Below are 19,371 nucleotides of genomic sequence, written 5' to 3'. Positions count from 1 at the left end.
GTGAGAGGAGCGTCAGTTCTGGATGGCCGGGGCGGGTTCGCTCTTGTAGCTCGACAGGCTGAAGTGCTTGCGCACGAGCTTCCGCCAGGTGCCGTCGGACACCATCTCCCCCAGGGCCTTGTTGATCTCGCCCTTGAGCGCGGTGTCGCCCTTCTTGAGGCCGATGCCGTAGTTCTCGTCGCTGAGGGAGAGCCCCACGAGCTTGAACTTGCCCCAGTGCTGCTGCTGCGAGGCGTAACCGGCCAGGATGGCGGCGTCCGTGGTGAGGGCGTCGACCTTCTTGTCCTCCAGGCCCGCCAGGCACTCGGAGTAGCCGCCGAGCTCCTGAAGGCCGGCCTTCGGGGCCAGCTTCTCCTTGACGTTCCGCGCGGAGGTAGAACCGGTGACCGAGCACAGCTTCTTGGAGTTGAGGTCCTCGACCTTGGTGATCGAGACCTCGTCGCCGCGGACCAGCAGGTCCTGGTGGGTCAGGAAGTACGGGCCGGCGAAGTCGACCTCCTTCAGGCGCTTCTCGTTGATCGAGTAGGTCGCCACGACGAACTTGACGTCGCCGTTCTTGATGAGGTTCTCGCGCTCGGCGGACGGGGCCTCCTTCCAGACGATGTCGTCCTCGGAGTAGCCCAGTTTCTTGGCGACGTACGTGGCGACGTCGACGTCGAAGCCCGTGTACGAGCCGTCCGCGGTCTTCAGGCCGAGGCCGGGCTGGTCGAACTTGATGCCGATGGCGATCTTCTCGCCCTTGCCGCCGAGGTCGGCCCCGAGACCGCACCCGGTCGCCGTGAGGGCGAGGACGAAGGCGCCGCCGACGGCGCCGACCGAGCGCATGCCGCGGAGCTTCACGAGCGCGACCACGACGTCGCCGCGGCGGATCGCGTGGCCGATGTCCTCCAGCACACCCCGTGCGGCGGAACGTTTCTTCATCCCGGGCACGCCCTTCACGTCCTCCTGGGCCCGGGACGAACCCCTCCGCTCCTCGGACACTGCCACTGCGCTCATCAGCCTCTTGCTCCGTCTTCCTCGATAGGAGAGGACACTAGAGACACGTTCGAAGAATCGTCATCACATCTGAGCGGAAATTGAGGTAGCCGCCCCACCCCTCGGCCACACCTCCGCCACAGGTCACCCGCCGCGCTCCCGGTCGGGAGGAGCCGGTGGAAACGGCGAGGGCGCCCCGCGCCGGAACTCCGGTGCGGGGCGCCCGTCGGGCTTCTAGTACAGGTTGGTGTACGTCTGGTAGCCGTAACCGATCTTCACCCGCGAGCTGATCGCCGAGTTGGTGCCGGTGCCCAGGTAGCGGTACAGGTCGCCCGCCGCGGTCACCGCGAGAAGGTCGGCCCGGCCGTCGCCGCTGATGTCGCCCGGGGCCACCAGCTTGCCGTACGCGCCCCAGCCGCCGCCGATCCTCAGCCGGCCCGCGAACGGGGCCGTCGCGGAGCCCGTACCCCGGTACAGGAACAGGTCGCCGCGGCCGTCGCGGGCGAGGACGTCCGCACGGCCGTCGCCGGTGTAGTCGCCCGCGCCGACGATCTGGTTGTACGCGCCCCACCCGGAACCGACCCGGATGCGGGAGGCGAAGCCCGTACCGGCGCCGTTGCCCCGGTACAGGTACAGGACACCGGACGCGTCGCGGGCGAGCAGGTCCGACTTGCCGTCACCGGACAGGTCGCCGGGGCCGACGAGCCGGTTGTAGATCTGCCAACCGCCGCCGAAGTCCTGCTTGTTGGAGGTGTTCCACAGGTGGCCCTGGTGGACCAGCAGGAGGTCGGGGAGCGTGTTGCCGTCCAGCGCGTAGGCGAGCGAGAGGTTCGCGCCCGCCCAGCCGCCGGTGTCGCTGATCTGCTCGCGCGCGGCGAGCTTGCCGTTGTTCAGACCCCGCTGCCAGAAGAGCGTGCCGGCTTTGTCGCGGGCGATGAAGAGCGTCTTGCCGACGGAGGGGACGGTGCCCGACCCGCCGAACTGCTCCACCTTGTTCCAGGCGGTCCCGGTCTGCGCCCGCGCCGTGAACGTCCCGTCGCCCCGGCCGTAGTAGGCCCACAGGGTGCCGTTCAGGTCACGCGCGAACACGTCGGCGCGACCGTCGAGGTTGCGGTCGTCGACGGCGACGATCTGGTTGTAGACCTGCCAGCCGGTGGCGAGCGCCTTCCGCGGCTTGAACGGCGCCAGCTTGTCGCCGGTGCTGCCGTAGAAGTACACCTGGCCGGCCGGGGTACGCGCGAGCAGGTCGCCCCTGCCGTCGCCGTCGTTGTCGCCGAGGCCGACGAGCTGGTCGTACGCGCCCCAGCCCGGGCCCACCTTCACGCGGCCGGCGAAGGGCGCCGTCAGCGTCCCGGTCGAACGGTAGAAGTACAGGTCGCCGTTGTACTGGCGGGCCATGAGGTCGGCGCGGCCGTCGCCGTCGACGTCGCCGGGCGAGAACACCTTGTTGTAGATGTTCCAGCCGTGGCCCGTCCACCTGAGCGTGCCCGAGGTGGTGGAGGCGTCCGCGTACAGCCGGAGCGCGCCGGTCGTGGAGACCGACAGCACCTCGGGCGCACCCGTGGCGTTCTGGTCGCCGAGCGGGACGAGGTCGAGGTCGGTGGACGTGCCCTCGGTGGCGAACTCGACGTGCGCCCCGCCGGAGGACGGCGCGACGAAGGTGAAGCCGTTCCGCGTACGGTGGATGAGGTCGGTCTTGCCGTCGCCGGTGACGTCGAAGCGGGGCTTCGAGACGGCGGTCGCCGCGGCGGTACGAGCCGCACCGGCGGCACCGTCCGGCTCCGGCCCGTCGAGCGTCGGCACCGCCGAGGTCTCGGTCAGCGGCCGCTCCAGAACGGTCCAGGGCGCCGGCTCGGCGACGGCGGGCGACGCCAGCATCATGCCGGCGGAGAGGGCGAGCGCGGTGCAGGTGGTGACGCGGCGAGCACGCCCGGAAAAAGCGGAACCCAAAAGATCCCCCCCTGGGGATTGTGAACGAGAACCGGAACGAGGGATCGGCGACACCTCCGTACGGCCACGGAGACGGGCTCGTACGAAGGGCGAACACCCCCCCCGGATGTGTAGGCGGAGTGTACTCGCGCACATGATCGGCAGAGCAAGCGATTTCCGGAGTGTGTCAGTTCCGTTCCGGTGCCCCGCCCTGTCCCATGCGGGGGGGGGCGTGGCGTGGGGTCCGGGTGCGCCTCATGACGGAGGCGCCGTGTCAGTGGTCCGGGGCTGCCGTCCGCGCGGAGCAGTCGTGTCCGTCGCCGGGCAGGCCCATGACGTTCAGGACGGGTTCCTCGCCCCCGGGGATCTCGAAGGTGAAGGTCGCTCCCGACGGGATCGCCACGAGCGCGCTCTGGTCGCCGAAGGTCAGCCGTGGACTGGGTTCCCACGCACAACCGGCCTTGTCCAAGGCGGACACGACGTCCGCGTGCGTGAGCCCTGCCGGGAAGGTGCCCGTGCCTCCGGCGAGCGAAGGCGGCAGCTCGACGACGTCACGCCAGGTCTGGACGCAGATGAGCGAGACCTTGCGGCAGGGGCAGACGTTCAGCTCGAGGTCTCCGTAGGCGAAGAGCCGCGGCCAGGTCCTGTTCCGGCTCATCGCATCGACGTCCCACGGCTCGCCCAGTGCCGCGGTCACCCCGCTCCAGTCGGCTCCGCTGAGGACCAGGCCCAGACGGCCCGTCTTCGCCATCGTGGCCAGCACGTCGAGTATCTCCACGGAGCGCAGCCTTGCACGTGCGGTGACCAGCAATCCAGCAGTTTCGGGCGGGACGTGGCGTCTGACGCGTTCGCCCCGTTTGATCGCCCGCCGCATCGCCCGGCGCCACCAGGTGGCCGACCGCCCGCCCACCCGCACGAGCGGGTCGGCCTACGCCGTCGGCGCCGCCACGCGGTGCGACTGATCTTCTGGATCTTCAGCGCCCCGGCATCTGTCCGCCCCGTCCGGACGTGTCCGCGCCATCGCCGAGGACTTCGCCACGGACCACCCCGCGCGCACGCCGCCCTGCGACGCGGGCGGACAGCGCGTCACGGTCGGAGCCCCGTCGCGCACCGCCGCCGCGGTCGGGCGCGACGGCGGCGGAGGGTGTTGGCTGGAAGGTGGACCAGGACTCGGCGGCGGGCCGCCCCCGGTCCGCCGGCACCCGACGAAGGAGGCCATGATGACCAGCACCGTCGAGGACATGCTCGCCACCTACCCCGCCGACCTCGGCCAGGTCGACCGTGAGAAGCTCACCCACTGCATCGAGGAGTGCATCGCCTGTGCGCAGGCGTGTACGGCGTGCGCGGACGCCTGCCTGTCCGAGGGCATGGTCGGCGACCTGACCAAGTGCATCCGTACCGACATGGACTGCGCCGACATCTGCAACGCCACCGCGTCCGTCCTCTCGCGCCACACCGGCTACGACGCCAACATCACCCGCGCGATCCTCACGGCGTGCGCCGTGGCCTGCAAGGCGTGCGGCGACGAATGCGCCTCCCACGCGGACATGCACGAGCACTGTCGTGTCTGCGCCGAGGCCTGCCGTTCTTGCGAGCGGGCATGCGACGAGCTCCTCGGCGCCCTCGGCTGACGGAGTCGTCGGGGGCTCGGCGCGCGGCCGGCTCCTCCGCCTGGGGCCGAGGGGGACGGGCTCGTCCTCTCGGCCCCGGGTGGAGGAGGGAGCCGTCGGCCCCGGGCGTATGGGGTGGTCCGGCTCACACGGGGGTGCCGTCCGGTTCGGTCTCCATGGTCATGCGGGCCACGTGGAGCGCCAGGTAGGAGACCTCGTCCTCGCTCAGGCGCGTGCCCAGGCGCAGCTCGACGATCGTCGCCAGCTGCTGGGCGGTGCGGGTCGCCTCCGGGTAGTGGCGGCGGATGCCCCGGCCGATCGTGGACTCGTGTCCCTTCAGCTGCCGGTGCTGCTGGATCCGCACGAAGAGGTAGCGCACGTGGGTGATGAACCGCGCCGCGCTCATGGACTCCTGGGAGACGGACAGCCCGTGCCGTTCCCGGACGACGGCGAGCATCTGCTGGATGACGCCGGTCATCGTGTACGTGAAGGACAGGTCGCCCTTGGCGAAGCCCGCGTTCACCAGGTGCAGGGCGAGCGCGATCGCCTCGGGGGGTTCCAGTCGCGGGTCGACGCGCTCGTTGATGGCCGCGAGGAGGCGCTGGGCCTGGGCGTACTCGGTGGCGTACAGGGCCTGGACCTCGGCGCGCAGCGGGTACTCGACGACGATGCCCCGGGCGGCCCGGTCCAGCGCGCCGGCGACGTGGTCGGCGACGGCGATGGCGAGGGTGGGCCGGGTGGACTCGCGCCCTTCGATGCCGGTCTCGTCGAGTGCGATCACGACGGCGCGGAGGACCTCCTCGTCGATGAGGGCGAGGGCCTCGCTCAGATGGTCGGGGTCGCGGCCGTCGGCGGGGACGAAGACGCGCACGATCAGCGCCGGGTCGACCGGCTTGCCCTGGCGGGAGCTGAAGCCGATGCCGCGCCCGGTGAGGATGACCTCCTGGCCCTTGTCGTCGCGCGCGAGGACCACATTGTTGTTGAGGACACGCAGCGCCTTCAACGCCTGCTCTCCTTCTCGTCCGCGGTCCGTTTCTCCCCCAATGATCCCGCATGGTCCGCCGTTCCCGAGCCGGGCCCCCGCGGGCCGGTCCGACGCGGGTACGCGCTCCGCGGGGTGCCGCGTACCCGTGTTGGACCGGTGGCCGTCCGTCACCGCCGGACGGTCACCACGGGTGCGCCGACGGCGACGTCCTGTCCGGTGCGGGGCTCGACCGAGGCGAGCTCCGCGGTGTTGGTGACGGTCATGAGGGTCACGGTCGGGTGCTGCGCGGCGCGGACGGCGTCGAGGTCGACCTCGACGAGGAGGTCGCCGGCGCGGACCTGGCTGCCGGCCTCGACGCGGACGTGGAAGCCCTCTCCCTGCATCTGCACGGTGTCGATGCCGACGTGGATGAGCACCTCGACGCCGTCGGCGGTACGGATGCCGAAGGCGTGACCGGTGTCGGCGACGACCATCAGCTCTCCGTCGACGGGGGCGACGACGCGGCCGTCGGCCGGTTCGATGCCCACGCCCTCGCCGAGCGCCCGGGAGGCGAAGACGGGGTCCCCGACCTCGTCCAGATCGACCACTCGGCCGGCGACCGGCGCGGCGAGCTCGACGCCCTTCGCGACGGTGGCGGTGGCCGTGGCTGTGGCGGTGGCGACAGCGGCGGTGGCGACAGCGGCGGGGACGGTCGCGGGCTCTCCGGCCGAGACGGTCGCGGTGGCCGTGGCGTGCGCGGGGGCGCCGACGGTGGCCGGCTCGCGGTCCTCGGCCGGCTCGGCCTCCCCGGAGGCCGCCTCGGCGGCGTCGCGCTCGGCGTTGGCGCGGGCCCGGTCCTGCGGGGTGCGGAAGTCGGAGAAGTACACGAGGGCCATGGCGGTGAAGAAGGACGCCGCGATCGCGATGACGTAGACCAGCATCGGGTCGAAGACCGGGATGGTCAGCAGCGAGGTGAAGGCGAAGGCGTTCGTGTCGACGCCGCCCAGGACGCCCACGATGACGCCGCCGACGAGGCAGCCGACCAGCATGCGCGGGTAGATCCGCTTGAAGCGCAGGTGGATGCCGTAGAGCGAGGGCTCCGAGATGCCGCCGAAGAGACCTGCGGCGAGGGCGCCGGTCGCGGTCTGGCGCATCTCCTTCTCGCGGTGGCGCACCGAGAGCAGCAGCACGCCGGCGGTGGCGCCGAAGCAGGCGAAGTTCCACGCGCCCATGGGGCCCTGGATGAAGTCGTAGCCGAGGGTGTTGATGTTCTGCAGCATGAGCGCGTTCAGCGGCCAGTGCAGGCCCAGCGGCACCAGGAAGGGGTACAGCAGCGGAATCATGATCGCGAAGACGATCGGGGCGTTGTTGTTCAGCCAGGACAGGCCCTCACCGAGGCCGTTGCCGGCCCAGATGCCCAGCGGGCCGATGAGGAACGCGGTCACCGGGATCATGATCAGCATGCTGAAGAACGGCACGAAGACCATGTGCACGCTCTCGGGGAAGATGCGCTGCAGGCCCTTGTAGACCAGGGCGAGCAGGGCGACCATCAGCAGCGGTACGAAGACCTGGCCGCCGTAGTCGTTGAGCTGCATCGGCAGGCCGAAGACGTGGGCGACGGACTCCGTGGTGCCCAGCGTCTCGTTGGTGGTGGTGGTGACACCGGGGATCTTGGAGTTGATCAGGCCGGTGAAGTTCGGGGTCATCACCGCGGCCATCACGGCGGCGCCCACCCAGGGGTCGACCTTGAGCTTCTTGGCCGCGTTGTAGGCGACGAAGATGGGCAGGAAGTAGAGCACCGAGCGCCACATGGCGTCGACGAACACCCAGGTCGCGGACTTGTCCGCGGCCCGGAAGTCCACCACGCCGAGGGCGTCGAGGACGGAGGCGATCGCGATGATCAGCGAGGAGCCGAGCAGGACGCCCATGAGCGGGCGGAAGGAGTCCGAGAGGTACTCGAAGAAGTTGTCGAGCCAGGCGAAGCGGCCGCGGCTCTTGGCCCGCATCTCGGCCTTGACGTCGGCGTCGGACTTCCGCGGGGCGGTGCCGCCGCTGGTCATCGTCGGCAGGTTCATGATCTCGGAGTAAACCCGTGCGACGGCGCCGCCGATCACGATCTGGAGGCGGTCGCCGGACTGCGGCACGGTGGCCATGACGCCGTCGAGGGCGTCGAGCGCGGCCGCGTCGGCCTTCGCCCCGTCGTGGAGCTGGAAGCGGAGCCTCGTCGCGCAGTGCGTGAGGCTCTCGACGTTCTCGGCTCCGCCGACGCCGCGGAGGATCCGCTCCGCGAGCGTGCCGTGACCGGTTGCGGGTGTGTTCATGATGCGTCCTTGCATCCTCGGGCTCGCGCCGTCCTGCTTCTGTCGGCGATCTCTCCCACCCGGATCAGGGCAACAAAAAAGGCCCGGGTCGCGCGCACGGCGCTACCCAGGCCTTGCCTTCCCTCAAGCGGCGCACCGCCTCGGCGTCGCGTGGGCGACGAAGGCTGTGTCCTCGGGAAGTAACAATCCTGCGATCGAGATCGATTCGAAAACACTGTAACACCGGGATCCGTGTGCTCAGGTCGGTCTCCCGCCGGGCAGGGGTCCGTGCACGTGACCCCCTCGGGGGGTCCCTCGGGACGGGTCGTCGAGGCTCCTCACGCGGCACGCGGCACGCGGCGGGACCGGTCCGGGGGGCAGGGGAAGGAAGGGGCCGGCGCACGTAGCGCCGGCCCCGCGTCGCGTGCCAGGCTGTCGGCCGACCAGGGTGGGAAAGGGGAGCTGGAGAGTGACGAGTACGCGCAGGCTGTTCCTGGGGGCGTTCACCGCGGGGGCCGTGACGGTCGCCGCCGGAGCGGGGACCGCTTCGGCGGCCGGGCAGACCGAGCAGGCCGAGGGGGCCGATCAGTCCGGCCAAGCCGGGCAGGCCGACGGGGACGTGACGTACCCGGGTGAGGTGTACGCCCGTAACTTCCGCACCGACGGCGGTACCACGTCGTCGTTCAGGACCGTGTCGACGGGAACCACGACGAAGCTCCACGCCCTGACCGTCCACCAAGCGGGCACGGCAGGCAACGGTGTCGCGCTGAACGTCGTCTCCGACAACCCCGAGGACTCGGCGATGTACCTCTCCGGGACGGAGAGGAGCCGGGGCACGCTCAAGATCCTGCACCGGGGCCACGCGGACGCCTCGGACGCGGGGGCCGCCGCGATCTCGGTCTACCTGGACACGGACGGCGTCACCGACGCTTCGGGCGGCACCGCCGCCCAGGGCATCTTCGTCACCCACTCCACCGGCCCCACCAAGGGCAACCTCATCACGCTGCGGAACAACGGCGTGGACGACTTCGTGGTGAAGGGCTCCGGCGCGGTGGGCATCGGCGTCCCGATCGGGGCGACGCCGCGCGGCCGGGTGGAGATCGCCCAGCGGAGCTCGCTGATCGGTCTGCTGATGCAGGCCAACGAGGACGCCAACAGCCGCCTCATCGAGATCCGGGACCGCACGGGCACCGCCAGGCTGCGGGTCCTCAACAGCGGTGCGCTCGCCGCCCACAACGCCATGTTCGGCGTCACGAGCGGAGAGTCGTACGGTGGCGGTGACGGCGTCATCGGCATCCGCAACGCCACGACCGTCCCGACCACCGACCCGGCCAACGGCGGTGTCCTCTACGCCGAGGGCGGCGCCCTGAAGTGGCGCGGCCCGTCGGGCACCGTGACCGAGATCGGATCGGCCTGACCATGGAACTCACCCCTGAGCAGCTGGTGTCGGAGTTCCAGGACGCCGTCATGGAGCTGTACTTCGCCCGCAAGCGGATCGCCCTCCTGGAGGCCGAGAACGCGGCGCTGCGGGAGCACCTGGCCCTCACCGAGCAGGCCTCCCGCACGGAGTCGTGACGGAGGGACGAGCCCCGCGGGCCGGGGCTCGTCGACCTCGCGGCCCGGGTGGCCCGGGCTGCGCCTGGACGTACCGCTTGCGCTCGCCCGCGAACGCGGGCGCCTGACGGCGGCCATGTCTTCGCGGGCCTGCCGCACCGGCGTACGCCCCTGATCGACGCGCTCCCGGCCTGCTGTCAACTGCATCTGGTTCTCCGGCTCGTGCCCCGGCTCGTGCCCCGTTCGACGGCCGTCAGCAGCTCGTCCAGGGCCGGCGTGCGTGCCTGGTCGCGGGGGCGGACCAGTCCCACCCGGCTGGGTGGGATCCCCCGGACCGGTCGGAACACGACGCCCGGGTGGGCGTAGAAGCGCGCCGCTGACGCCGGGGCCAGTGCCACGCAGCCGCCCGCCACCGCTCCGAGCCACTCGTCGGGACGGCTGGTGACGGCTCCGATCCTGACGGGGTGTCCGTCTCGCTCCTCGACGGCCAGCCAGTGATCCCTCCAGGCTCCGGTCTCCGCGTCGGCGGCGACGAACGGCTCGTCCACCAACTCCTTGAACAGCACCGTCCGACGGGCCGCCAGCGGATGCGCGGCCGGCAGCAGCACCCCGCGTTCCTCGGTGAACAGCTCGCGCACGGCCCATCTCTTCTGGCCCGGGAACGGCAGGCGCACCACGGCCGCGTCCACCTCCTGCCGGGCCAGGCCGCCACTCGGGTCGGACCAGTCGCACTGGCGCAGTTCCACCCGCCACTCCGGCCGGGATCGGCGGAATGCGGCGATGGCCTCGGGGACGGCACCCACCGCGCCCGCGTCCAGGAAGCCCAGGCGCAACACCCGCGCCGCCCGGCCGGTGGCCCGCGCCGCCTGGTCCCAGGCGTCCAGCAGGGCGGGCGCCCGCAAGGCGAGCGCGCGCCCGGCCTCGGTCAGCGCCATCCCCGACCGCGAACGCGCGAAGAGCCGTACGCCGAGATCCTCCTCCAGACCCCGGATCCGCTTGGTCAGCGCAGGCTGTGAGACGAACAGCCTCGCCGCCGCCCCGGTCAGGCTTCCTTCCTCCGCCACGGCGACGAAGTACCGGAGCGTGCGCGTGTCCACATCCATTCCACCAGGTTATAGAAGCAGGTATTGGACTGCAGGCGGGCGCCCGCGGACCCTGAGGGCATGACTGCCACCGCGCTCCCGCTGCTCGTCGTCACCCTGTTCACCGCCGCCATCAACGTCGGCATCGCCTCCGCCGATCTCGTCGCGGCCCGCTTCGTGCTGGCCAACTCGGCGGCGGTGGGTGTCCCCCGCTCCTGGCTTCCCCGGCTGGCCGCCCTGAAGCTGGCCGGCGCGGCGGGCCTCCTCCTCGGCCTCCACGACGCCGCGCTGCGCCCGCTCGGCGCCGCCGCGGCCTGCGGCCTCACGCTGCTCTATCTGGGCGCCCTCGGCTTCCACGTGCACGCCCGCGTGCTCCACAACCTCGCCTTCCCCGCCTTCTTCTTCGCCACCGCAGCCGCCACGCTGGCCTTGACCGCGCTCTCCTGACGGTGGCATGGTGCCGGCGCCTCTCGCGCGTCCGCCGTCACCGCCGGGAGCACCCGGCTCGGCACCGGGCACGAACACGCTCGGCGGCCGCGCGTGGGGCAGGATGACGGCATGGCACAGCAGATCTCGTCCCCCTCGGCATCCTGGAGCCGGATCGACGCCTGGCTGGCGACGCACGCGGGGCGTGAGGTCGCCTTGCTCCGTCCGCCTGCGGCACAGGACGACATCGAGCAGGCGGAGCGGCTTCTCGGCCCGCTGCCCGGTGACCTCGTCGAGTCCCTGCGCTGCCATGACGGGGTGAGCGCGTGGGCTGCCTTCCTGCCGGAACAGTCACCGCTCTCGGTGAGCGGCATCGTGGACCGTTGGCAGATCTGCATGGACGTCGCGGCGGAGAACGACGGGCTGGCTCGTCGTCCTTGGGACGACGAGCCGTGGTGGCACCCTCTCTGGATTCCCTGGGCCGAGAGCGCCGATGGCGGGGTGCAGGTGATCGACGGACGTCCCGGCCCCGACACGGGCCGCCTCGGTTGGGCGGGCCACAGTGGTGGGGGCGACTTCACCGACTCCTGGCCCGATCTCGCGTCCCTGCTGCACGCGGTCGCCCGGGCGCTTCACGACGGCGGTGGCGTTCGGGGACTTCATCCGTATCTCACCGCCGACGGTGGGCTCTGGTGGGATGACGTCGGCTGTGAGGAACTCGACGGTCGACCGCTGAGGGCGGCACCCGTCGGACTTCTTTGACGTCCGTCGGCCGTGCCTCCCTCGCCCTTCGAACCAGGGCCGGTCCTTCCGTGCCGCGGGCCCCGAGAGAGCTCGCCGATGTCGTCCTGGGGCATCCCGTGACGGGGATTCCGCCGGTACTCGCCGGTCAGCTTCCTGCGCGTGTCCACCACCCGGCGCTGCTGGCCGCGGCTGCCGAGAACCCCTCGTCCGGCAGGTCCTGACGCCGGCTTCGTGTGCCGAGGAGCACCACGCGGGCGCGTCCGACTCCCCCGGTCTCCGGCTGAGTACGCGTACTCAGGTGGCGACGGCCGTGCTCCTCCATGCTGGGGCGCGACCGCCGAACCGTCTCAGGGAGACACACGCATGGACCACGCCCTGCAGCTGCGCACTGCCACGCCTCGGGATCTCGACTGGATCCACGAACTGCGTCACCGGGTGTACGCGGAGGAGCTCGGCCAGCATCCGGTGGAGCCGTCGGGACGGCTGAGGGACGGGCTCGACGGCGACAACGTGTATCTCGTGGCGGCGCGCGGCGGGACGCGGATCGGTTTCGTCAGCCTCACCCCGCCGTGGGTCGGCCGCTACTCGCTCGACAAGTACCTGACGCGCGAGGAGCTGCCGGTCCTGGGCGAGGAGGCTCCGTTCGAGATCCGCGTGCTGACCGTCGAGGAGAAGTGGCGGTCCACCGTGGCGGCGCCGCTCCTCATGTACGCGGCGCTGCGCTGGACGGCGGCGCGGGGCGGTCGCCGGGTGGTGGCGATGGGACGGACGGAGCTGCTCGACATGTACCTCGCCGCCGGGCTGCGGCCGGTGGGGCGCACGATCCGCTCGGGCGCGGTGTCGTTCGAGGTCCTCAGCGGCACCGTCGCCGAGCTGACGGCGGCCGTCGCGGAGCGCCACGGCAGGACCCTGGAACGGCTGCGGAGGGGCCTCGACTGGCGGCTCGACGTGCCCTTCGCTCCGCGTGCGGACGGCTGCGAGCACGGCGGGGCGTTCTTCTCGGCGATCGGCACCGATTTCCGGACGCTGAGCCGACGTCACGAGGTGGTGGCGGCGGATGTGCTGGACGCCTGGTTCCCGCCGTCCCCCGAGGTGCGCGCGGTCCTCTCGGAGGATCCGGGGTGGGCCGCCCGTACCTCGCCGCCGACGGGCGCGGAGGGGCTGCTCGCGGAGATCGCCCGGGTCCGCGGGCTGCCGGTGGAGTCGCTGGCCGTCGGGGCGGGGTCGTCCGATCTGATCTTCCGGGCGTTCGGCCGGTGGCTGACGCCGGGGAGCCGGGTGCTCCTGCTCGACCCGGGCTATGGAGAGTACGCCCATGTCACCGAGCGGGTGATCGGCTGCCGTGTCGACCGGCTCCAGCTGCGCCGGGAGGACGGCTGGCTCCTCGACCCGGCCCGGCTCGCCGCCGCGACCGGCGACGGACGGTACGACCTCGTGGTGGTGGTCAACCCGAACAACCCGACCGGCCGGCACGCCCCGGCCGACGCCCTGCGCGCCGTGATCGCTGCCTCGCCCGTGCGGACGCGGTGGTGGATCGACGAGGCGTACCTGGGGTACGTCGATCCGGCGGACTCGCTCGCCGGGTTCGCCTCGGCCGATGAGCGGGTCGTGGTCTGCACCTCGCTGTCGAAGATGTACGCGCTGTCGGGGATGCGGGCCGCGTACCTGGTGACCGGCCCCGAGACGGCGACGGAGCTGCGGCGTTGGACGCCGCCGTGGCCCGTGAGCCTGCCGGCCCAGCTGGCCGCCGTCACGGCGCTGCGCGATCCGGCGTACTACGCCGCGTGCTGGTCCCGCACGCACGTGCTGCGCGGAGAACTGGCCGACGGTCTGCGGGCCCTGGACGGTTTCTCCTCGGTCGACGAGGGGGCGGCGAACTTCCTGACGGTGACGCTGCCGCCGTCCGGGCCGAGCGCGGCGGAGCTGGTACGCGCGTGCCGCCGGCACGACGTGTTCCTGCGGGACCTCTCGCCGATGTCGCCTGCGTACGAGGGGCGGACGGTCCGGATCGCCGTCCGCGACACGACGGAGAACGCGCGGATCGTGGCCGCGTGCGCGAGCGCCCTGGACGCCCTGGGCCTTCCTGCCGCACCGTTGTCCGGCGTTCCGGGGCGGGCCTCCGCCGGAGCGCACCGGTGACGACGGTCGCCGCGGTCGTGCCGTACCTCGGCGGGGCGCTGGCGGTCGGTGGCGTCGCGGTGGCGGCGAGTCGGCGCCGTGAGCTGATGGTCCGCTGGTGCGTGTGGGCGCTCGGAGTGCCCCTGGTCACGGCCGCGTTCTGGCTCGGGCCGCCGGGGATCGCGGTCCTCGCGACCGTGGTGGGCGTGGTCGCGGTGGCGGAGTTCGGGGGGCTGCTCCGGTTGGGCCCGGTGGACCGGGTGGTGCTGGGCGCGGCGGTCGTCGGGCTCGTCCTGACCGCGTGGCTGGCTCCCGGGGAGCTGCTCCGGGTGGGGGCGGCCGGGGCGCTGGCGATCGCCGCGGTGCCGCTGCTCTCGGGCGACGCGGAGCACGGGCTGCACCGCTTGGCGGCGGGTCTGCTGGGGCTCGTGTGGCTGGGCGTCCTCGCCGGTCTCGTCTTGTCCGGGGCGCTGGGCCTCGTGCTGTTCGTGGCCGTGTCGATCGCCGACATCGTCGCGTACGCGGCGGGCCGCCGCCTCGGCGGCCCGCGGCTCTCGCCGCTGTCGCCCGCCAAGCGGTGGAGCGGCACGCTGGTCGGGGCGGCGGGCGGGCTCCTCACGCTGGCCGTTCTGTCCTCGCTGACCTGGCAGACGGCGGTGGCCGTGGCGGTCGGCGGTCCGCTCGGCGACCTGCTGGAGTCGATGGTCAAGCGCGGCGCCCACGCCAAGGACGCCGGCCGCTGGCTCCCCGGCTCCGGCGGCCTCCTCGACCGGATCGACTCCCTCCTCGTCGCGCTGGCGGTGGTGTGGGTGCTGGGGTGAGCACGCGGCGGTGCGCGCGTCAGAAGGCTCCGTGGTGGCGCTCGGGGCTCCGCGCGTCGGCCCGTGGAACATTTGTCCAAGACGGGGCGGCCCAGGTGCCGTCAGGGTGGAGGCATGCACAGCGACGACGTGGATGCGGAGACCGGAGCCGTGGCCGTGGCGGGGGCCGTGGACCATGGTTCCGACGGCGGCCAGGCAGCCGACGGCGGGTGGGAGGAAGTGCGGCCCGGCGGCGCGCCTGCCGTCCCCGGTGTCCGGATGGCCGGCTTCCGGGATCGCGTCGGCCAGGCACTGGACCTGCGGGTGCTGCCCCAGCCTGCCGTGGTCGTCGTCATCGGCCTGGGGAACGAGCCGTTCACGGTCGAAGGCGGCACCGCGCAAGGACCCTCGACGAGTTCGCACCGTCATCCCGGCCTCGTCGCCTCGTTGTCGCCCGGTCCCACACGGATCCACGGGCGGGACGTCGAGTGCATCGAGATGTGCCTGTCGCCCGGTACCGCTTACGCGCTGCTGGGGGTGTCGCCGCACGAACTGCACGGGGCGGTCGTCGGGCTGGAAGACCTGTGGGGGCGGGGGGAACGGCAGCTCCGGGAACAGGTGGCCGCCGCCACCGCGTGGCACGAACGTTTCAGGCTGGTGAGCGAGTTCCTCGTCCGCCGGGCCGCCCGGGGCCGGTCGATGGCCCCCGAGGTCGCCGGTGTGTGGGACACCATCGTGGCGCGCGGGGGCCGGGTTCGGGTCGACGACCTCGCCGCGTCCTGCGGGTGGAGCCGTAAGCGGCTGTGGTCCCGGTTCCATGCCCAGATCGGCCTCACACCCAAGCGCGCCGCCATGCTCGTCCGCTTCGACCGGGCCGCCCAGGCCCTGCGCGCCGGGGGGAACGCCGCGGACGTCGCCCTGGCGCACGGCTACGCCGACCAGTCCCACCTGCACCGCGACGTCCTCGCCTTCGCCGGGTGCACGCCAACGGCCCTGGCCGGCCTCTGACCCACCGCACACCCCGAGCATCACCGCCACCCATTCCGATGAGGAAGGAAGTCATCCGTGAGTCCCATGGACACAGCTGCTCCCCAAGAGCCCTTGGCCGACCGAGGTCTGATCGTCCAGCTCGCCTTCGGCAGCATGGCCTCGCAGACCGTGCGCGCGGCCCTGCGCCTCGGCGTCTTCGACCTGATCGGCGACGGCCGGCGGCCGGCCCGCGAGGTCGCCGCCGACGCGGGAGCCGAGCACCAGCCCATGACGAGGCTGTTGCGCGCCCTCGCCGGCCTGGGCCTGATGGAGGAGCACGAACCCGACACGTTCTCCGCGACCACCGCCGGCGCCCTTCTCGACTCCGGCCGCCCCGACTCGCTCGTCTCGTTCGTCCGGATGTTCACCGACCCGGCGATCGTGCGGGCCTGGGACGGCCTGGAGACCAGCGTCCGCACCGGCGGCATCGCGTTCGACGCCGTCTTCGGCACCGACTTCTTCAGCCATCTCGGCCGACACCCGGAGCTGTCCGCCGACTTCAACGCGGCGATGAGCCAGGCCTCCGAGGAGACGGCCGCCGTGCTGCCGCACGCCTACGACTTCGGCCGCTTCACTTCGGTCACCGACGTCGGCGGCGGCGACGGAAGCGTCCTGGCCGGCATCCTCGCCGCGCACCCGGAGCTCACCGGCGTCCTCCACGACACCGAGGACGGTCTGGGCCAGGCGCCGAAGACGCTCGACCGGCACGGAGTGGCGGACCGCTGCTCCCTGGCCGCAGGGGACTTCTTCCGCTCCGTGCCCGGCGGCTCGGACCTGTACCTGATCAAGAGCGTCCTGCACGACTGGTCGGACGATCAGGCGGTCACGATCCTCGGGCACTGCCGCGAGGCACTGCCGCCCGGCGGCCGCGTCCTGATCGTGGAGCCGGTGCTGCCCGAAGTCGTGGGTACGGGCGCCGATGCGCACGCCGCAGACGGCGGGATCACCTACCTCAGCGACCTCAACATGCTGGTGAACCTGGGCGGGAGGGAACGTACCCGCAAGGAGTTCGAAGCGGTGTGCCACCGCGCGGGACTGTCCGTCGTGTCGGCGACGCCGCTGCAGGGGGCGGCCCCGTTCTCCCTGATCGAGACGGTGGCCTGCTGACCCCGGGCGCACACCGCGCGGTGCCATCGCTCAGTCGAAGAGGGCGACGAGTCCGTAGACCCAGACCGCGAGGAACGCGAGGGCGGCCACCAGGCAGCCGCCGGCCGCCAGCACACTGCCGACCGTCCAGGGCTCGGCCGCCGGCTCCTCGTACGCGTCCTCCAGGCCGTCCTCGTAGGAGCTGGGGTTGTCCCAGTCGACGGCGTGCCCCAGCTCCTCGGCGCAGGCGGTGCGCACCGCTGCCAGCTGCTGCTCGGCGAAGGCGCTGCCCGCCTTCGCCTCGGGGCCGCGCCAGGCGAGGGCCTTCATCCGCCACGCCGGGGACCCGTACCGCGCCTCGAAGGCGACGGTCTCGTCGGCGTCGCGGTCCTCTTCGAGGTACATCCAGCGTCCGGCCTCGGCGGCGTCGCCGTACAGCCGGTACACCTCGGCCAGCCGCCTGCGGAGCGTCAGGTCGTCCGGGAAGGAGGACACGAGCCCGCGCAGGCGCTGGCGCGCGACGGGAACCCGGCCGGCGTGCAGGTCGGCATCGACTCGGGCGAGGGTCTCACTCAGGGGCATGAACACATGATCGGGTATCGCCTCGATCGCCGTCGACCAGGTTGTCTGCCGGCACCGGCCTTCCGGCGGAGGTCGCTGAGCAGGATCGACATGCGCGAGGTTTCGTACAACCATTCGGCGCGGTCGTGAGTCTCGTCCGGGCGTGGCACGCCTGTGCCCGCTCTTCCTCGTGGGGGTTCCACCTTGCAGCACCGCACCACCGGTCGGCGTCTCGGCCTGGCCGTCACGGCCGTCCTCTCCGTCACGGCGCTGGGCGCCGGTTCCCTGGCCACCGCTCCGACCGCGCTCGCGGCCTCCGTCCCTGTCACGATCGACCTGGTCAACGTCCCCGCCGTGGCGGAGATCGACAAGACCAACGGCAGAGTGACCATGGAGTGGACTCTGTCGCGCGGCGACGCCAACCTGGACGTCACGCTCACGCACGTCGCCACCGGCAAGAAGGTCACCCAGCGCCTGACCGCCCCGACGTACAGCACCGTCTTCTCCTTCACCTGGGTGCCGAAGTTCGAGGTGCAGGAGCCCGAAACGCTGTCGGTGGTGGACGCGCCGAACGGCGCGTACACGGTCGCCGTGAAGGCGACGCCGGACGACGGTGTCGGCACGCCCGCCACCAAGAGCTCCACGATGAGCATCGTCCGCGCGTTCAACCCGCACGACTTCAACGACAACGGGTCCACCGACGTCCTCGCCCGGGACTCCGACGGCGTGCTGTGGCGCAGCGACCTGCAGGACCGCCCGTACTACAACGAGATCCGGCTCGCCCAGACCGCCCGGATCGGCTCCGGCTGGAATGTGTACAAGCAGATCGAGGCCGTCGGCAACATCGCCGGCAGCAAGCACGGCGACGTGATCGCCCTCGACAACTCGGGCGTGCTCTGGCACTACCAGGGCAAGGGTGACGGCGGCTTCACCACCCGTGTGCGGGTCGGGTCCGGCTGGGGCGGCTACAACAAGCTCGCGGGCGGCTCGGACCTCAACGGCGACGGGCGCCCCGACCTCCTCGCCACCGACGGCGCCGGCACGCTCTGGTTCTACAAGGGCACGGGCAGCAGCGCCGCGCCGTTCGCGACCCGTGTGAAGGTCGGCGGTGGCTGGGGCGTCTACAACCACCTGACGGCCGTCGGGAACATCGCCGGTACGGCCGCCGGTGACCTCGTCGCCCGCGACACCACCGGCGTCCTGTGGCTCTACCAGGGCGACGGCAGCGGGAAGTTCATCACCCGGGTGAAGGTCGGCGGCGGATGGGGCGGCTTCCGGCAGCTCGTCGGCGCCGGTGACCTCGACAACGACGGGCGTCCTGACCTGATCGCGTACGGGTCGAGCAACACCGACGGCGCGTACGTCTACCGCTCCACGGGCGTGGCCACCACGCCGTTCACGCGCAGGAACACGGACCTGTACAACTACCAGGGGAACAGCTACAGCAGCGTCGCCTGAGGCGTGCCGACGCAGGCCTGGCCCCTTCGACGGCTGCCGGTCTCTCGGCGGCCGTGAGCAGGTGGTGTGCGGGCATCTCGCTCCCGGGCCGTGCCCGCATGCCCCTTGGTGGTCGGTCGGTGTGGTTCGCTGCTGGGGTGACTCAGGACTTGGAGATCGTCGCATTCGCATCCGCCGAGGCGTTCGAGGCGTGGCTCGGTGAGAACCATGCCGTCTCGCGCGGCATCTGGCTCAAGTTGCGCAAGAAGGGTCCCGGCATCGTCGCGCTGGACTACGCCCAGGCGCTCGACGTGGCTCTCTGTTACGGGTGGATCGACGGCCAGAAGCGCTCGTTCGACGACCGGTGGTGGCTGCAGCGGTTCACCCCGCGTACGGCGCGCAGCCGGTGGTCCAAGGTCAACCGGGACAAGGTGGCCGTGCTGATCGAGCAGGGCCGGATGCGTCCGCCGGGGCAGGCCGAGGTCGACCGTGCGAAGGCGGACGGGCGCTGGGAGGCGGCGTACGACGGGTCGAGGACCGTCACGGTGCCGGACGACCTCGCGGCGGCCCTGACCGCCGTTCCCGGCGCGGCGGAGTTCTTCGAGAGGCTGGACCGGCGGAACCGCTTCGCGATCCTGTACCAGATCCAGGACGCCAAGAGGGCGGAGACCCGGGCGCGCCGGATCGAGAAGTTCGTCGCGATGCTGGCGAAGGGCGAGAAGCCGTATCCGTAGCTACGCGGAGGGGCGGAGTGAG

The 19,371-nt window shown here is 71.9% G+C and carries 18 protein-coding genes; 11 read left to right on the top strand and 7 right to left on the bottom strand.

The features are described 5' to 3' along the window. Positions 1–12 precede the first annotated feature (12 nt). From ABFY03_RS36850 to ABFY03_RS36840, 3 genes are all read right to left on the bottom strand, one after another. Entirely contained in the window at positions 13–825 is an 813-nt protein-coding gene (locus tag ABFY03_RS36850) for a glutamate ABC transporter substrate-binding protein (protein WP_346172369.1), read from the bottom strand. 384 nt (positions 826–1,209) lie between these two features. Beyond that, positions 1,210–2,925 carry an FG-GAP-like repeat-containing protein gene (locus tag ABFY03_RS36845; protein ID WP_346172092.1) on the bottom strand — a complete coding sequence of 572 codons (1,716 nt, stop codon included), beginning with the start codon at positions 2,923–2,925 and terminating at the stop codon, positions 1,210–1,212. A gap of 253 nt (positions 2,926–3,178) precedes the next feature. Beyond that, on the bottom strand, positions 3,179–3,682 hold the full coding sequence (locus tag ABFY03_RS36840) for a hypothetical protein (RefSeq protein WP_346172091.1): 504 nt from the start codon (positions 3,680–3,682) through the stop codon (positions 3,179–3,181). 442 nt (positions 3,683–4,124) lie between these two features. Here ABFY03_RS36840 and ABFY03_RS36835 point away from each other — a divergent pair, with 442 nt between their 5' ends. Next, positions 4,125–4,535 (top strand): four-helix bundle copper-binding protein, encoded by a 411-nt coding sequence (locus tag ABFY03_RS36835; protein ID WP_319012866.1) that lies wholly within the window; start codon positions 4,125–4,127, stop codon positions 4,533–4,535. Between the two features lie 124 nt (positions 4,536–4,659). Here the strand turns inward: ABFY03_RS36835 and ABFY03_RS36830 are convergent, their stop codons facing one another. Both ABFY03_RS36830 and ABFY03_RS36825 read right to left on the bottom strand, forming a co-directional pair. Beyond that, positions 4,660–5,517, bottom strand: a complete 858-nt coding sequence (locus ABFY03_RS36830; protein WP_319012865.1) for a PRD domain-containing protein — start codon at positions 5,515–5,517, stop codon at positions 4,660–4,662. 149 nt (positions 5,518–5,666) lie between these two features. Continuing rightward, positions 5,667–7,799 carry a glucose PTS transporter subunit IIA gene (locus ABFY03_RS36825; protein ID WP_346172090.1) on the bottom strand — a complete coding sequence of 711 codons (2,133 nt, stop codon included), beginning with the start codon at positions 7,797–7,799 and terminating at the stop codon, positions 5,667–5,669. 448 nt (positions 7,800–8,247) lie between these two features. Here ABFY03_RS36825 and ABFY03_RS36820 point away from each other — a divergent pair, with 448 nt between their 5' ends. Both ABFY03_RS36820 and ABFY03_RS36815 read left to right on the top strand, forming a co-directional pair. Then, a complete protein-coding gene (locus ABFY03_RS36820; RefSeq protein ID WP_346172089.1) occupies positions 8,248–9,195 on the top strand; it encodes a hyaluronoglucosaminidase in 948 nt (315 codons plus the stop codon). Between the two features lie 2 nt (positions 9,196–9,197). Continuing rightward, the gene (locus ABFY03_RS36815; RefSeq protein WP_319012861.1) at positions 9,198–9,353 is read left to right on the top strand and encodes a hypothetical protein; all 156 of its coding nucleotides are present in this window, start codon (positions 9,198–9,200) and stop codon (positions 9,351–9,353) included. A 176-nt stretch (positions 9,354–9,529) separates the two neighbouring features. Here the strand turns inward: ABFY03_RS36815 and ABFY03_RS36810 are convergent, their stop codons facing one another. Then, a complete protein-coding gene (locus tag ABFY03_RS36810) occupies positions 9,530–10,435 on the bottom strand; it encodes a LysR family transcriptional regulator (protein WP_346172088.1) in 906 nt (301 codons plus the stop codon). 60 nt (positions 10,436–10,495) lie between these two features. Here ABFY03_RS36810 and ABFY03_RS36805 point away from each other — a divergent pair, with 60 nt between their 5' ends. The 6 genes from ABFY03_RS36805 to ABFY03_RS36780 all read left to right on the top strand — a co-directional run bounded on the left by ABFY03_RS36805 (position 10,496) and on the right by ABFY03_RS36780 (position 16,638). Beyond that, complete coding sequence (locus ABFY03_RS36805) at positions 10,496–10,861, top strand: DoxX family protein (RefSeq protein WP_319012860.1); 366 nt, start codon at positions 10,496–10,498, stop codon at positions 10,859–10,861. A gap of 111 nt (positions 10,862–10,972) precedes the next feature. Continuing rightward, positions 10,973–11,602, top strand: coding sequence for an SMI1/KNR4 family protein (locus tag ABFY03_RS36800; RefSeq protein ID WP_346172087.1), 630 nt, complete (start codon positions 10,973–10,975; stop codon positions 11,600–11,602). Between the two features lie 345 nt (positions 11,603–11,947). After that, positions 11,948–13,723: an aminotransferase class I/II-fold pyridoxal phosphate-dependent enzyme gene (locus ABFY03_RS36795; RefSeq protein ID WP_346172086.1), complete on the top strand. Its 1,776-nt coding sequence runs from the start codon at positions 11,948–11,950 to the stop codon at positions 13,721–13,723. After that, positions 13,720–14,523, top strand: coding sequence for a phosphatidate cytidylyltransferase (locus tag ABFY03_RS36790; protein ID WP_319012857.1), 804 nt, complete (start codon positions 13,720–13,722; stop codon positions 14,521–14,523). The genes ABFY03_RS36795 and ABFY03_RS36790 overlap by 4 nt, the downstream gene beginning before the upstream one ends. A gap of 114 nt (positions 14,524–14,637) precedes the next feature. Then, positions 14,638–15,510, top strand: a complete 873-nt coding sequence (locus ABFY03_RS36785) for a helix-turn-helix domain-containing protein (RefSeq protein WP_319012856.1) — start codon at positions 14,638–14,640, stop codon at positions 15,508–15,510. Between the two features lie 66 nt (positions 15,511–15,576). Further along, complete coding sequence (locus ABFY03_RS36780; RefSeq protein WP_346172368.1) at positions 15,577–16,638, top strand: methyltransferase; 1,062 nt, start codon at positions 15,577–15,579, stop codon at positions 16,636–16,638. Positions 16,639–16,668: 30 nt separating this feature from the next. Here the strand turns inward: ABFY03_RS36780 and ABFY03_RS36775 are convergent, their stop codons facing one another. Then, positions 16,669–17,199 carry a DUF6584 family protein gene (locus ABFY03_RS36775; protein ID WP_346172085.1) on the bottom strand — a complete coding sequence of 177 codons (531 nt, stop codon included), beginning with the start codon at positions 17,197–17,199 and terminating at the stop codon, positions 16,669–16,671. Between the two features lie 183 nt (positions 17,200–17,382). Between ABFY03_RS36775 and ABFY03_RS36770 the strand changes: the two genes are divergently transcribed. Beyond that, positions 17,383–18,636 carry an FG-GAP-like repeat-containing protein gene (locus ABFY03_RS36770; RefSeq protein ID WP_346172084.1) on the top strand — a complete coding sequence of 418 codons (1,254 nt, stop codon included), beginning with the start codon at positions 17,383–17,385 and terminating at the stop codon, positions 18,634–18,636. Positions 18,637–18,734: 98 nt separating this feature from the next. Continuing rightward, positions 18,735–19,349, top strand: coding sequence for a YdeI/OmpD-associated family protein (locus ABFY03_RS36765; RefSeq protein WP_346172083.1), 615 nt, complete (start codon positions 18,735–18,737; stop codon positions 19,347–19,349). Positions 19,350–19,371 lie beyond the last annotated feature (22 nt).

Origin of the sequence: Streptomyces roseofulvus, assembly GCF_039534915.1 — a bacterium.
In the GTDB taxonomy this organism is placed as follows: Bacteria; Actinomycetota; Actinomycetes; order Streptomycetales; family Streptomycetaceae; genus Streptomyces; species Streptomyces roseofulvus.
Note: the sequence above shows the minus strand (reverse complement) of the source record. Positions and strands in the feature narration are given on the sequence as shown.

Excerpts from the sequence above, each read along its gene's own strand:
- ABFY03_RS36780 (WP_346172368.1), top strand. The coding sequence starts at position 15,577 with ATGGACACAGCTGCTCCCCAAGAGCCCTTGGCCGACCGAGGTCTGATC.
- ABFY03_RS36835 (WP_319012866.1), top strand. The coding sequence starts at position 4,125 with ATGACCAGCACCGTCGAGGACATGCTCGCCACCTACCCCGCCGACCTC.
- ABFY03_RS36815 (WP_319012861.1), top strand. The coding sequence starts at position 9,198 with ATGGAACTCACCCCTGAGCAGCTGGTGTCGGAGTTCCAGGACGCCGTC.
- ABFY03_RS36825 (WP_346172090.1), bottom strand. The coding sequence starts at position 7,799 with ATGAACACACCCGCAACCGGTCACGGCACGCTCGCGGAGCGGATCCTC.
- ABFY03_RS36800 (WP_346172087.1), top strand. The coding sequence starts at position 10,973 with ATGGCACAGCAGATCTCGTCCCCCTCGGCATCCTGGAGCCGGATCGAC.
- ABFY03_RS36785 (WP_319012856.1), top strand. The coding sequence starts at position 14,638 with ATGCACAGCGACGACGTGGATGCGGAGACCGGAGCCGTGGCCGTGGCG.
- ABFY03_RS36795 (WP_346172086.1), top strand. The coding sequence starts at position 11,948 with ATGGACCACGCCCTGCAGCTGCGCACTGCCACGCCTCGGGATCTCGAC.
- ABFY03_RS36805 (WP_319012860.1), top strand. The coding sequence starts at position 10,496 with ATGACTGCCACCGCGCTCCCGCTGCTCGTCGTCACCCTGTTCACCGCC.
- ABFY03_RS36810 (WP_346172088.1), bottom strand. The coding sequence starts at position 10,435 with ATGGATGTGGACACGCGCACGCTCCGGTACTTCGTCGCCGTGGCGGAG.
- ABFY03_RS36850 (WP_346172369.1), bottom strand. The coding sequence starts at position 825 with ATGCGCTCGGTCGGCGCCGTCGGCGGCGCCTTCGTCCTCGCCCTCACG.
- ABFY03_RS36765 (WP_346172083.1), top strand. The coding sequence starts at position 18,735 with ATGCCCCTTGGTGGTCGGTCGGTGTGGTTCGCTGCTGGGGTGACTCAG.
- ABFY03_RS36775 (WP_346172085.1), bottom strand. The coding sequence starts at position 17,199 with ATGCCCCTGAGTGAGACCCTCGCCCGAGTCGATGCCGACCTGCACGCC.